At 53.8% G+C, this 12,803-nt stretch carries 11 protein-coding genes; 6 read left to right on the top strand and 5 right to left on the bottom strand.

What is annotated here, in order from left to right:
- Window positions 1-18: 18 nt before the first annotated feature.
- The 3 genes from METH11B_RS0110320 to METH11B_RS0110310 form a co-directional block, all read right to left on the bottom strand.
- A complete protein-coding gene (locus METH11B_RS0110320; RefSeq protein ID WP_026601972.1) occupies window positions 19-1,590 on the bottom strand; it encodes a PQQ-dependent sugar dehydrogenase in 1,572 nt (523 codons plus the stop codon).
- Window positions 1,591-1,926: 336 nt separating this feature from the next.
- Complete coding sequence (locus METH11B_RS0110315) at window positions 1,927-2,535, bottom strand: NUDIX domain-containing protein (RefSeq protein ID WP_026601971.1); 609 nt, start codon at window positions 2,533-2,535, stop codon at window positions 1,927-1,929.
- Window positions 2,532-3,641, bottom strand: a complete 1,110-nt coding sequence (locus METH11B_RS0110310; protein WP_020484992.1) for a PQQ-dependent sugar dehydrogenase — start codon at window positions 3,639-3,641, stop codon at window positions 2,532-2,534. The genes METH11B_RS0110315 and METH11B_RS0110310 overlap by 4 nt, the downstream gene beginning before the upstream one ends.
- Before the next feature lie 112 nt (window positions 3,642-3,753).
- On the opposite strand from METH11B_RS0110310, the gene htpX reads away from it, so the two are divergent.
- The 6 genes from htpX (at window position 3,754) to METH11B_RS29455 (ending at window position 10,149) form a co-directional block, all read left to right on the top strand.
- Window positions 3,754-4,629: a protease HtpX gene (htpX, locus tag METH11B_RS0110305; protein ID WP_026601970.1), complete on the top strand. Its 876-nt coding sequence runs from the start codon at window positions 3,754-3,756 to the stop codon at window positions 4,627-4,629.
- 636 nt (window positions 4,630-5,265) lie between these two features.
- On the top strand, window positions 5,266-6,519 hold the full coding sequence (gene ltrA / locus METH11B_RS0110300) for a group II intron reverse transcriptase/maturase (protein ID WP_026601969.1): 1,254 nt from the start codon (window positions 5,266-5,268) through the stop codon (window positions 6,517-6,519).
- A 198-nt stretch (window positions 6,520-6,717) separates the two neighbouring features.
- A complete protein-coding gene (locus METH11B_RS0110295) occupies window positions 6,718-6,888 on the top strand; it encodes a DUF2835 family protein (RefSeq protein ID WP_026601968.1) in 171 nt (56 codons plus the stop codon).
- A 197-nt stretch (window positions 6,889-7,085) separates the two neighbouring features.
- Window positions 7,086-8,096: a catalase family protein gene (locus METH11B_RS0110290; protein WP_026601967.1), complete on the top strand. Its 1,011-nt coding sequence runs from the start codon at window positions 7,086-7,088 to the stop codon at window positions 8,094-8,096.
- A gap of 85 nt (window positions 8,097-8,181) precedes the next feature.
- A complete protein-coding gene (locus tag METH11B_RS0110285) occupies window positions 8,182-9,474 on the top strand; it encodes an MFS transporter (protein ID WP_026601966.1) in 1,293 nt (430 codons plus the stop codon).
- Between the two features lie 531 nt (window positions 9,475-10,005).
- Window positions 10,006-10,149, top strand: a complete 144-nt coding sequence (locus tag METH11B_RS29455; protein WP_197026947.1) for a hypothetical protein — start codon at window positions 10,006-10,008, stop codon at window positions 10,147-10,149.
- A 30-nt stretch (window positions 10,150-10,179) separates the two neighbouring features.
- Here the strand turns inward: METH11B_RS29455 and METH11B_RS0110275 are convergent, their stop codons facing one another.
- Entirely contained in the window at window positions 10,180-11,397 is a 1,218-nt protein-coding gene (locus METH11B_RS0110275; RefSeq protein ID WP_026601965.1) for an MFS transporter, read from the bottom strand.
- A 196-nt stretch (window positions 11,398-11,593) separates the two neighbouring features.
- Window positions 11,594-12,706, bottom strand: a complete 1,113-nt coding sequence (locus METH11B_RS0110270; RefSeq protein WP_026601964.1) for an NADH:flavin oxidoreductase/NADH oxidase — start codon at window positions 12,704-12,706, stop codon at window positions 11,594-11,596.
- Window positions 12,707-12,803: the final 97 nt, after the last annotated feature.

The raw sequence follows: 12,803 nt of genomic DNA, 5'->3' as shown, positions 1-12,803 counted from the left end.
ATGTTACTCCTGTTAGGTTTAAGGCTTACGGCTGATGCGGTAAATACTGCCGTCGGTTATGGATACAACGTACAAATTGCCGTCCGGGCCTTGCTCTATATCGGTGGTGGTGCCGAAGCCGCTGCCGATTTTTAAGGTTTCGCTTTCTGTGCCGTCGAATTTTTGCGCACGAAACAGATTGTCGGCGACTTTATCCGCCAAGCGCGGGTCGGCGCTGACATCGACATGCAATCTATCGGCCGTGAGCTTGATACGGTACAAGCTGCCGCCATTCGCACCCACTTGCGCGAAGCCTCTGGAAGAACCCATCCATAGCGTGCCGTTGTACTCAGCCCCGAGCGTATCGCCATCGACAAAAGCCGCGCCGGCCGGGCCAATCTCGTATTTCCAGCTCAGTTCGGGGTCGACATAGGTCGAGCCTGGCAGCGAGAACAGCCGCGCTTTGCCGAGCGCCGAGGTATAGGCAATGCGGGTTGGTGGGTAACGCACCTGCTGCATGGCGTTATTGAATTGGGTAGTTTCTATTGCCTTGAATTGCGCGATCCGGCTGGCGGGACCGGCAAACTGGATCCAGCCGCCATTCATGCCGGGAATCACGCGATTCAATTCGCTGAAGGCGTCGTCGGCATTTTCGGTTTCCCATAAATTACCTTTAACAGGATCAAACGCCATGCCAAATCCGTTGCGGTGACCGTAGGAATAAATCTTCTGAATATTGGCGCCCACTTCGCCGCCGATCCCCGCGCCGGTCGCGAAAAACGGATTATCTACCGGCGCATTGCCATTGGTATTGATGCGTAAAATCACGCCGGATAAGTGCTCGTCGTCCGGCTCCGGACCGCTATAGGTATCGTCTACTAACGGTGCTTTCAGGAATGGGCCGTTAGCAAGGTTCTGCATCCAGCCCCGGCGTCCCAGGTCTCCCGTGTAGACATACAGATGGTCGTCCGGGCCGAATTTGATTACCCCGCCGTTATGATTGCCTTGCGGATTGGCGTTGGCGCTGGGCGGTTGTCCGGCGACCTGGATGTTGTCGGTTTGCAGCGCGCGGAGCTTCAATATGTTTTGGTCGAATACCAAGCGTCCGCCGCCTGTAGGGTCCCAGCGAAAGCGGTCGATGCGGTTTCCCGAAAGCGGTACGTCCAAAACCGCCGTGGAATCGGCCCCGGTGCTGCTTTCGGTCCAGCGGATAAAGACTTCCGGCACCTCGGGAAATTGCGGGTGCAAAACCATGCTTAGCAGGCCGCGTTCGGAATTTGAATTGACCGCCAAGTCCAACACCGGTGTTGCTTGCACTGTTCCGTTGATCACCCGCTTGATTTGTCCGGAGGCTTTTTCCAGCACCAGCATATCGCTGGCCGCCAAAAACACCACGCCAATCGGCTGAGTAAGTCCGCTGACCGCCACACCGACCTGTAAATTAGGGTCCAGAACGGTGGCCGGAATCGAGTCGGCGTTGACTGGGCCGGCTAGAGCTGCGGCAATACTGATGGCCGTTGCCAAGGTCTTGAAAGGTAGGGTGTTGCGCTGTCGGGAGATAGATTGATGCGCGATGTTGCCGGGGAGTTGCAGCGATATTATTCGGTTCATAAGTATTGCCCTCGGGAAAGAAGAAGGAATGTGAAACCAATGCGAAGCGGATTGGCAAAACTTGGTTTATGCCTTAGCCAACGCTGTTTGTCGACTTACCTAACTGAAAAGCGTTAGTTTTTTACCCTGATCAACCCATTTGACAGCGAAACGGCACTAGCTTTCACAGTGGGTGAGTTCCGGTTTGTAGCACAAAGGTTCAATGGCGAAATATAAAAACTTACCGTGTCGGCAAGCCGCTTCAGTTGAATGCCCCGTGCCTTCTCGGAATTGTCATATCGGCATGCCTTGGGGGCAGAAGGGGGATGCCGAAATCCTGATTACGGGGCTAACGAGTTAGGTCCTGGCCAACCACTGGTCGCGTAACTTCTGTCGATGAATATACAGCCACTGGATGGCGAGGATGGGAATGCCGGATTCGATTTTGTCGTCTTCCAGCATTTGAAATACCTCATCGAATTTGACGGCTGTGACGCGGATGTCTTCATCTTCCTCGGCCAGGCCGTGAATGCCTCCCACTTTGCTGCTATCGACCCGGCCGCAGAACAGGGTAATCCACTCCGATGAGCCGCCGGGCGTGGTGAAGAACTGTTTTATTTCGATGAGTTCTTCTATCTCGCACCCGGCTTCCTCGCGGGCTTCGCGATAAGCGACTTCTTCAGCGGTTTCACCTGCTTCAATGGCGCCGGCCACAATTTCCAGCTGCCACGCCCGTTCCGGTTGCAGGACCGCGCCGACGCGGAACTGTTCTATCAACACCACTTCGTCGCGGTTCGGATCATACAGCAGCACGGCCACGCAATTGCCGCGGCGGAACAATTCCCGCTTTAAAGGGGGGCTCCAACCGCCGTTAAACAGCGTGTGTTTCAGGGTGTATTGCTCCAGCCGGAAAAAGCCTTCATAAACAACCTGCGTATCCAGTATTTGAAATTGTTTGTCGTTCATCGGCCGTAGGTTACCCGGTAGATGACGCCCAAGCTGTCGTCGCTGATCAACAAGCTGCCGTCCGGCATTTGAATAATGTCGTTCGGCCGTCCTAGTACTTGGCCTTCCGCTGTCAGCCAACCGCTGATGAAGGGTAGTTCATTATAGGCTTGGCCTTCACGGAATTTGACCACATTCACCTGATAACCTTGCGGTACGGTGCGATTCCAAGAGCCATGTTGGGCGACGAACAACTGCCGGAAATAAGTGTCCGGAAATTGTTTGCCGGTATAAAAACGCATGCCGAGCGGGGCAATGTGAGCTTTATATTTCCAGGCCGGGGCCTTGAATTTGTAGCATTGCTTGTCGCCTATATATTCCGGGTCTGGAATGGTTCCGGCATGGCAATACGGGAAGCCGAAATGCTCGCCTTTTTGGTTCCATTCGTTCAGTTCGTCCGGCGGCATGTCATCGCCCAGATAGTCGCGGCCGTTGTCATTGAAAAACAGATGGCCGCTGCGGGTTTCCCAATCGAACCCCACCGTGTTACGGATGCCGCGCGCTAGGATTTCCATATCGCTACCATCCGGGTCCAGGCGAATTAGCGAGCCGTAAATCGGTTTGTCCGGGTCGCAGACGTTACAAGGCGCGCCGACGGCGGTGTATAACTTGCCGTCGGGTCCGAAGCGCAGATATTTCCAGCCATGGTGGCGGTCGGAGGGAAACTGGTCGAATACCGTGACCGCTTTGGGCGGGCTGGCCAAGCGCTGACCAACCTCGTCGAAACGAATGATGCGGTGAATTTCCGCGACATACAACGTGCCGTCTTTGTAAGCCACGCCATTGGGTAGATTGAGCTGTTGAATGATCAGATATTTTTGTTCGGCAACACCGTCGCCATCCTTATCCTGTACCGCATAGACGCTGCCTTGGCGGGAACCGACATAGACCACGCCATTGTCGCCCAGCGCCATTTGCCGGGCATTGGGAACGTCGTCGGCAAATATTCTGATATTAAAACCCGGCGGCAGACGTAATTGTTTTAGCACGGCTTCTTGTTCGGGGGTGGCTGCCAAGCAAACCGGTACGGCGGCAAACAGCATCAACAGCGACTTTATAATTTTCATTTTTATGTCCCTCAAGTAAACTTTGGCAGATGTTAACACTCTATAGTCTTGAATTTAATCTTTCGGCTCCCCAGATTAAACCCACTTTATAACAACACAGGAAAGTTACGCCATGATGAGAATATTGCTGTTTTTGGCCACCAACGTGGCCATCATGATTGCGATCAGCATCATATTTAGTATATTTGGCTTGCAAGGCGCACTGGATGCTCAAGGCGTCAACTTGAACATCGAAGGCTTGCTGGCTATGTCGGCGGTCATCGGTATGACCGGTTCGGTGATTTCATTGTTCATGTCCAAATGGTCGGCTAAAAGTTCGATGGGTGTGCACGTTATCGAGCAGCCGCAAAACCAAACCGAACAATGGTTAATCAGCGTGGTCGAGCGCCAAGCCCGGCAAGCCGGAATCGGTATGCCGGAAGTGGGTATCTTCGATGCTCCGGAAGCCAACGCCTTTGCCACCGGCGCCAACCGTAACAATGCTTTGGTGGCGGTCAGTACCGGTTTGCTGCGCAGCATGAGTGCCGATGAAGTGGAAGCGGTGGTCGGTCACGAGATTAGCCATGTCGCCAACGGCGATATGGTGACGATGGCCCTGATGCAAGGCGTGGTAAATACCTTCGTTTATTTCTTCGCCACCATCATCGGCTACGTGGTGGACCGAGTCGTATTTAAAACCGAACGCGGTTACGGTCCGGCGTATTACGTGACGCAAATGGTCGCGCAAATCGCCTTGTCGATTTTGGCTTCGATGCTGGTGATGTGGTTCTCGCGTTACCGAGAATTCCGCGCCGATGCTGGCGGTGCGAATTTGGCCGGCCGGCAGAAAATGATCGGCGCCTTGCGTGCCTTACAACGTTCGCATGAGCCTGCTGAATTGCCCGGCGAATTGGCGGCATTTGGTATCAACGGTGGTGGCGTACAACGCTTGTTTATGAGCCATCCGCCTTTGGAAGAACGCATCGCCGCCTTGCAAAACATGCGTTAGATTGCTCCCCTGCCGCGCCGGATCTATCGGCGCGGCTTTTTTTATGGCCAATCAATTCATCCGCTTCAAACTTGATTTAAGTTACGACCAATATTTGGCGTGCGCCGTGCAAAGGCGGCGCTTTATCAGTGGGTGAGAGACCCACCCGGCTAAATCGCTCCGGCCGGAAGCAATCGGAGCAGTCATGGAGGTAACGAAGTGGCTGAAGCCTTCGATGTAAAGAGATCGCTTTAGGCGATTCAGCGAGTGTGCAGGCCGTAACGCGAGTGAACACTGAGCAAGCCTCGAAAAGGTCGATGCGCAGGCCGACCCGGCAGCCATTCCGGGGAAGGCTGATACGGTTGGGGAAACGAGCGAAGAGTATTCCCAGTCGCTGCGCCGGGGTAGTGGTGACAGCATGTACACAAGGTAAGCGCACGCAACACGGGAAGCCCTGCGGCGTGGTCAGCGATGACCAACCGGACGCCCGCGAGGGACAGGCCGGGCGCTGTAGGGTGGCGGAGAGGCTTGTAGTACCGGGGAAGCCGGGTAATGCCGGTGGAGGGAAGGGGCCTTAGTTCAAGATCAACGCAATAAGTGGAAAAGGACAGGAGATTGGGTAACCTATCAACTCCGTTAAGAGTTCAGAAACTACAGATGGCGTTACACGCAAAAGCGAAGGCTGAAGCTGACTATCGTTTCTATGCGCTGTACGACAAGATATACCGGGAAGACATCTTGGCGCATGCCTACGTCTGTTGCCGGGCCAACAAAGGTGCGCCGGGCGTGGATCGTCAGGACTTTGCCGATGTCGAAACGTATGGCCGGGAGCGATGGCTTGCGGAACTGGCGCTTGCGCTCAGAGAGGAGAATTACCGACCGAATCCTATCAGACGTGTTTATATCCCCAAACCGAATGGCAAACTGAGGCCACTGGGTATATCGACCTTACGAGATCGGGTCTGCATGACGGCAGCGATGCTGATATTGGAGCCGATCTTCGAAGCGGATTTACCCGACGAGCAATATGCCTATCGAGCGGGCCGTCATGCCCAGCAAGCGGTGGGCGAAATCAATCGCCATATGTTTAAAGGTCATCTGGACGTCGTTGATGCCGACTTGGCGGATTACTTCGGGAGTATTCCACATGCCGAGCTAATGAAATCGGTAGCTCGCCGTGTTGTAGATCGACGTGTGTTGCATCTCATCACGATGTGGTTGGAATGTGCGGTAGAAGAAACCGACCGACATGGGCGGACGATACGCACTACCGAGGCCAAAGATAAGCAACGCGGTATCCCGCAGGGTTCACCCATATCACCCTTACTGTCGAATTTATACATGCGGCGGTTTGTATTGGCATGGAAGAAACTGGGCCTGGAACGGGGGCTCGGCAGTCAAATCGTCACCTACGCCGACGACCTTGTTATCTTGTGTCGACGTGGCAAGGCTGAAGAAGCCTTGTTATGGATGCGTAAGATCATGGAGCGGTTGAAGCTCACGGTCAATGAGGAGAAAACGCAAATCTGCAAAGTGCCGGAAGGTGTGTTCGATTTTCTGGGTTACACATTCGGTCTGTTATATAGACCGCAAAACGGTAAGCCCTATCTGGGCTACCGGCCATCCAAGAAAAGTATTCGGCGCATGGTCGAGAAGGTTCAGGCGTTGACGGCTTATTCAATGGCGTGGCATGACACCACGTTGCTGATCTATAAATTGAACCGCATGCTACGCGGTTGGGCGAACTACTTTAGGGTAGGAACCTTCAATCGTGCCTATCGTGCGCTTGATAATTACACGGCAGCGCGGTTGCGTCGGTGGTTACGCAACAAGTATAAGGTGAGAAAGCGAGCAGGCGGAGGCTATCCATCTTCGTACCTCTATCAGACCCTTTTGGTTTGGTACGCTTAAGCCGCTTGGGGCGCGACGATCCGTGGGCGAAAGCGTGACATCTTGTCCGAGAGCCGGATGCGGGAAATCTGCCAGTCCGGTTCGATGAGCGGGGTGTGGAAACGGGGTTAAGGCAAGGCTATTTGGGCACCGTCAAACGAAAGAGGCGGAAACAGACAAGCTAAACCTAATTCTACCGCGCCACATCTCGACTCTACCGTGTATCAAGGTATCGCCAAAACCGTGGTGACCGTCGCCGACGATGGGCGGCGCGTCGTGTTTCCGGCGGGCAATATTCAGCGTTATCTGACCAAAACAGGCATTCAGGGCCATTTTGAAATGGAACTGGCTGCCGGGAATAAATTTGTCGGCATCAAAAAATTGACTTAAACGTTCGGCAATTTACAAGCCTTTGAATCCACAGAGGAATTGTATGTCTTGATCGACCTACAACTCGCAGACTTGTTTTAGATAAATAATTTAGATGCGAGTTGAATCCAAACTGCTTAATATTCTAGCGTTCGAAATACTGGGCTTAGAGTAAGCTCCACAACTGTAAAATAAAACAAGATGGTTAGGAGGCAGTTATGAGTGAAAAACAATTGGCTGAAGAAATTATCCCGCCCAACGAATCCCAAGTGATAGAAGACCTAACGGCGCGGCTAAAAGCCAAAATTATCCAGGACAATCCCACCGGCATCATGCGCCGAGACGCACATCCCAAAATGCACGGTTTGGTCAAGGCTGAGTTTATTGTCGAGGCGGATTTGCCGGAAGAACTGAAAATTGGTCTTTTTAAAGAGCCAAAAACTTATCAAGCCTGGATCCGTTTTTCCAACGCCAGTGGCACGATCAATCCTGACCATGACAATGATATTCGCGGCATGGCCATCAAATTGATGGGCGTGCCCGGCGAGAAACTTCTGGACGCGGAAAAGCACGCGCAAACTCATGACTTGCTGTTGATCAGTGCCAGTCGCTTTGTGACCAAAGATGTTGAAGAGTTTGATGCCCTGGTCAAGGCGCTGACCGGCAGCGTATTGGCAAAAATCGTATTTTTCTTGAGCCATTGGCGGGTGGTATTCAACTTGTTGCGCAGCATGCACAAGTTCGCCAATCCGTTGCAGATTCGCTATTTCAGCGCCACGCCTTATTTGTTGGGTAGCCGGGCGGTTAAATATTCAGCCATTCCGCATGTCGCAGCTCCCGATAGCATTCCGAGCAAGCCGGCGGCCGATTATTTGCGTTTGGCAATGGTTAGACAGTTACAGTCTGGCGATGCGGTGTTTGACTTTGCCGTGCAACTGCAGACCGATCCGGAAGCGATGCCGATTGAAGATCCCGGCGTCGAATGGCCGGAAACGCTTTCGCCATTTCGTAAAGTGGCGACGATCAGGATTTTTCAACAGGTGTTCGACACTGAGGCGCAGAACACGTTTGGCGAGCATTTGTCCTTCACCCCCTGGCATGCCTTGCCGGAACACCGGCCGCTGGGCGGCGTCAATCGGGCGCGCAAAATCATTTATAACGCGATTTCTACGTTTCGGCACGAAGCAAACAAGGTGCCCAGAATGGAGCCAAATAGTTGGGATATTTAACGGCAATTCAAAGAGGCTAACTGGGGCTTTTGGTCTAAACGCTGATATGGGTTAAGGTGGTCAAAAACTCTTCGGTTTAAGCAATATGTCCAAACCCACAGACCAGCATTCGGAACACAGGCGCTTGTTGAATATCTTCAGTGGCTCGGTTGGCAACCTGGTGGAATATTTTGATTGGGCCATTTACGCCGCGTTTGCCTTGTACTTTGCCCCGGCTTTTTTCCCGGAAACCGATCAAACCGCCCAGTTGCTGAACAATGCCGCGATATTTGCGGTGGGCTTTATTTTTCGGCCTTTGGGCGGATGGTTGCTGGGTAGTCTGGCGGACCGGAAGGGTCGCAAAAGCGCTTTGCTGTTTTCGGTCAGCTTGATGTGTTTGGGGTCGTTAATCATCGCCTGCACGCCGGGCTATGCGGTGATCGGCATGTGGGCGCCGGCCTTGTTGCTGTTCGCCCGCATGTTGCAAGGCTTCAGCATCGGCGGCGAATACGGCAGTTCCGCCACTTATTTGAGCGAGATGGCGGCACCACGGCGACGCGGTTACTACTCCAGTTTTCAATATGTCACGATTGTCCTGGGGCAAATTCTGGCTCTGGGTTTATTAATGCTTTTGCAAAAATGCCTATTGAGCAGCGAGCAACTGCACGCTTGGGGTTGGCGTATCGGCTTTATCGTCGGCGGTTTGCTGGCTGTGGTGGCGATGGGCCTGCGCGGCAATATGGCCGAAACCAAGGCCTTCATCGAGCAGCATACATATCCGGCCCGGCACCCCAAACTACGTGAGCTGCTGAACTATCCCAAACCGGTAATGACCGTGGTGGCTTTGACCGCCGGCGGGACCTTGTCGTACTACACCTTCACCGTCTACATGCAAAAGTACCTGGTCAACACCACCGGCTTTAGTAAGGACGATGCCACCACAATCTGCACGCTGGCCTTGATCGTCTTCATGTTGATTCAACCGTTGTTCGGCCTGATCTCTGACTATGTCGGCCGCCGCACGATGTTGATCGCCTTCGGTGTCGGCGCTACCCTGTTTACTGCACCATTGCTTGATCTATTGGGGCACGCGCAAACGATGGAATCCGCGTTGGGATGGTATGTCTGCGCATTGCTGATTGTCTCCGGTTACTCATCGGTGAATGCCATCGTTAAAGCCGAAATGTTTCCGGTGCATATTCGGGCCTTGGGGGTGGGCTTTCCCTATGCGCTGACCGTGGCAATATTCGGCGGCACCGCCGAGTATCTGGCTCTTTGGCTGAAAAGTCTGGGTCACGCGGAATGGTTTGCCTACTACGTCAGCGCGTGCGCGGCCGTGTCGATGCTGGTGGCCTTCACGATGAAAGAGCCTATGCAGGTGTCGTGCTTGGATCATTGATGAATGGATAGCTGGGCTGGCGACTTGTCCATGAGCACAACCAATGAGCCAATTCGGCGCGCTGCTAACCGCAGTAACAGGGAATGTTAGTCGGCTGATTCAGACGCTAAAGCGGCCCTTGACCATTTCCAACAGCAAAGATACGTACTTGTGAAGTTGACGGTGCCTATATGAGAAAGCGCCACAAACAGGACGCTTGATTATTCAAGGGCTAGATTGACCGCAAAGACAGTAAACTTTTTACCGCCCAATAATAATTGAGGCAAAGTAGGCTTAGTGCTTACGGCTTTTTTAATCGAGAAATCCTAATAAGCTTGTTCCAAGTAAGCAGAAGAATAATGTTAATCGCACAGGCGTTTCGTAAGCTTGAGCGCAGTCAACTTGAACGCTTGGTTAGATGCTGAGCGGAAAGAGTGGCGGTTTTGGCAATGTAGACAAAACTCGACAAAGCGAAATTCTAAGGTAAATTTTCTACCCTTAACCAAGCTTTGAGCTAGAGGCTGGCTATTGATTGATACTTTAGGAGGAATCATGGGACCGTATTACAGAGGTACGTCGCAAAGTACCGGCGCGTTTTTTGACATGTTTTATCAGCATCCGATCTTAATGTTGGTTTTGGTAGTAGCCACGATTGGCGCAGGTTTTTTATTGATGCGCGGAAAAAAGTCCGAATAAAGCAGCTGTTTTTAGTTTGTGGAACCAAGCTTACTGGAGCTGATCAAGCTCCAGCCTGCGTAGTTTAGGCGCCCATTTAGCCGTAATCGCCACTACCAACAGGGTCATGCCGCCGCCAAAAACTACTGACGGCACCAAGCCCAGCAGCCGCGCGGCAACCCCTGATTCGAATGCGCCCAGTTCGTTAGACGAGCCTATGAATATGCCGTTGATCGCCGCTACTCTGCCACGCATGGTATCCGGGGTGGCCAATTGCATGATGGTAGTACGCATCACCACCGATACCCCGTCGCAGACGCCGGATAACAGTAAGGCCAGGCCAGCCACCCAAAAATTTGTTGAAAGCGCAAAGCCGATCATGCACAGGCCAAAGCCCGCGACCGCAACCAATAACCAACGTCCGGCGTGCTTATTAAGCGGATACCTGGCCAAGAATAAGCCGGTCATGACTGCGCCGACGGCGGGTGCGGCGCGTAAAATCCCCAGACCTTCCGGGCCATAATGAAATATGTCGTGAATGAAGGCCGGCAGCATGGCGACCGCGCCGCCAAACAACACGGCAAACATATCCAGCGACTGCGCGCCAAGGATGATCTGGTTATTGAATACAAAGCGCAGGCCTTCGGCGATACTGGTAAAAATCGGCGCACTTTGCGCGGCCGGCGGTTCCTTGATGCGCAACGACAGCAAAGCCAGCGCCGCCAGCACGCATAAACCTCCGGATATACCATAAGCTACCGTCTTGCCGGCCCAGCCGACCAGAACGCCACCCAGTGCCGGGCCGGCTACCAGAGCAAATTGAAACACCGAGCTCCCCAGCCCAGCTGCCCGCGCATAGTGTTCGCGTTGCAAAACCAGGGCGAACAGTGCGCTGTAAGATGGGCCGATAAAGGCGCGCGCCACGCCGGTGACGGCTATGGAGCCATACATCAATGCTAACGGGTTGTCGGGGATCCATTGCGCCGCGATGGCGGTCAAGGTCAGGGCATTCAGACATAACAGCATACACGCCGAAATCGCAAACCAGCGCCGTGAGTAATGATCGACGGCGTAACCGGCGAACAGTGCGCTGCAAAAATACGGGATCACTTCGGCCAGACCGATCAGGCCTAGTGCCAGTGGATCGTGCGTCAGTTCGTAGATATGCCAACCCACCACAATCGCCACGATTTGATAGGCCAGCACGATGAGCACGCGAAAAATTAAGAGTTTTAGAAACGCGGGATTTGAAGTGCCTAAAAAACGCATGAATGTCCAGTTTTGAAATACAGCCGGCTCCAGCTGTATGGTCGAATTTACTATAGTTTCCCCACTTCAAGTTTCGGCACATCTGCTCCCTCGCACTTATGGATGGGGCAGGGGTGAGGGAATCGAAAAAGCGAAGTTTGAGGTGTGATGACTATAACGGGTTGATTGATCCCGGCCAAATAGTCTGTGATTTCGCTCAGCGCTGCCGAAATTGAATATCGCCAAATAAAGCCTTTTGCTCGCGCGGTTGGCACCGCCAGTATTGCGGCGGCGCGTTCACTTGCCCGCCCAGCTTGGCGGCGGCATGCCAAGGCCAGCGTGGATCGTACAGAATACCGCGTGCCAAACCCACCATATCGGCCCGGCCGTCGGCGACGATGGCTTCGGCTTCTTCAGCTTCGGTGATCAGACCAACGGCGATGGTAGGCAGGCCGGTTTCAGCGCGGATGCTTGCCGCCAGCGGTACTTGATAATTGGGGCCGACCGGGATTTTTTGCAGTGGCGACAGGCCGCCGCTGGAGACATGGATAAATGCGCAGCCGCGCGTTTGTAAGGCGTTAGCAAAGATCACGCTTTGCGCTAAGTCCCAGCCGCCGTCCACCCAGTCGGTCGCGGAGATCCGCACGCCGATGGGCATTTGGGTTGGCACTGCGTCCCGCATCGCCTCGAACACCGCCAGTGGAAAACGCATGCGGTTTTCCAGCGAGCCGCCGTATTCGTCGTGGCGCTGATTCGACAAGGGCGAGAGAAATTCGTGCAGCAAATAGCCGTGAGCGGCATGAATCTCGATGGCGTCGAGGCCCAGTTTATGCGCGCGCTTTGCAGCCGACGCAAATGCCTGCAGGATGCGTTGCAAACCGGTCGCATCAAGCGCGGTCGGCTTCGAGTCGTCCGGCATAAAGCCCAACGCCGATGGGGCAACCGTCTGCCAGCCGCCCTGTTCGGTATTGACCAGACCGCCGCCGTCCCAAGGCGCGGCGGTGGAAGCCTTGCGACCGGCGTGCGCCAGTTGAATCGCAATGGGTATGTTCGAATATTTTCGCACCGCGCTTAAAACGCGGGCCAGTGCAGCTTCGGTCGCGTCCGACCAGAGGCCGAGATCGGCCGGTGAGATGCGGCCTTCCGGTTCTACGGCGGTGGCTTCAATAATCAACAAGCCAGCGCCAGACATCGCCAAATTGCCTAGATGTATTAAATGCCAATCGTTGGCTTCGCCGTTGACCGCCGAATACTGACACATCGGCGCAATGACGATACGGTTGGGCAGCGTAACCGAGCCGATGGAATATGGAGAAAAAAGCTGACTCATATCAGTGTCCCTGTGGAATGGAGAGTGTCGCAACCGTTGTAATGCAGTCTACGAGGTCGATTCGTACTTGGCAATTGCTAGATTAATCAAGATGAAT

Source organism: Methylomonas sp. 11b (genome assembly GCF_000515215.1).
GTDB lineage: Bacteria > Pseudomonadota > Gammaproteobacteria > Methylococcales > Methylomonadaceae > Methylomonas.
Note: the sequence above shows the minus strand (reverse complement) of the source record. Positions and strands in the feature narration are given on the sequence as shown.

Bases quoted from the DNA above. Each gene is read 5' to 3' on its own strand.
- METH11B_RS0110285 (WP_026601966.1), top strand. From the start codon at position 8,182: ATGTCCAAACCCACAGACCAGCATTCGGAACACAGGCGCTTGTTGAAT.
- METH11B_RS0110320 (WP_026601972.1), bottom strand. From the start codon at position 1,590: ATGAACCGAATAATATCGCTGCAACTCCCCGGCAACATCGCGCATCAA.
- METH11B_RS29455 (WP_197026947.1), top strand. From the start codon at position 10,006: ATGGGACCGTATTACAGAGGTACGTCGCAAAGTACCGGCGCGTTTTTT.
- METH11B_RS0110290 (WP_026601967.1), top strand. From the start codon at position 7,086: ATGAGTGAAAAACAATTGGCTGAAGAAATTATCCCGCCCAACGAATCC.
- METH11B_RS0110310 (WP_020484992.1), bottom strand. From the start codon at position 3,641: ATGAAAATTATAAAGTCGCTGTTGATGCTGTTTGCCGCCGTACCGGTT.
- METH11B_RS0110270 (WP_026601964.1), bottom strand. From the start codon at position 12,706: ATGAGTCAGCTTTTTTCTCCATATTCCATCGGCTCGGTTACGCTGCCC.
- ltrA (WP_026601969.1), top strand. From the start codon at position 5,266: ATGGCGTTACACGCAAAAGCGAAGGCTGAAGCTGACTATCGTTTCTAT.
- METH11B_RS0110315 (WP_026601971.1), bottom strand. From the start codon at position 2,535: ATGAACGACAAACAATTTCAAATACTGGATACGCAGGTTGTTTATGAA.
- METH11B_RS0110275 (WP_026601965.1), bottom strand. From the start codon at position 11,397: ATGCGTTTTTTAGGCACTTCAAATCCCGCGTTTCTAAAACTCTTAATT.
- htpX (WP_026601970.1), top strand. From the start codon at position 3,754: ATGATGAGAATATTGCTGTTTTTGGCCACCAACGTGGCCATCATGATT.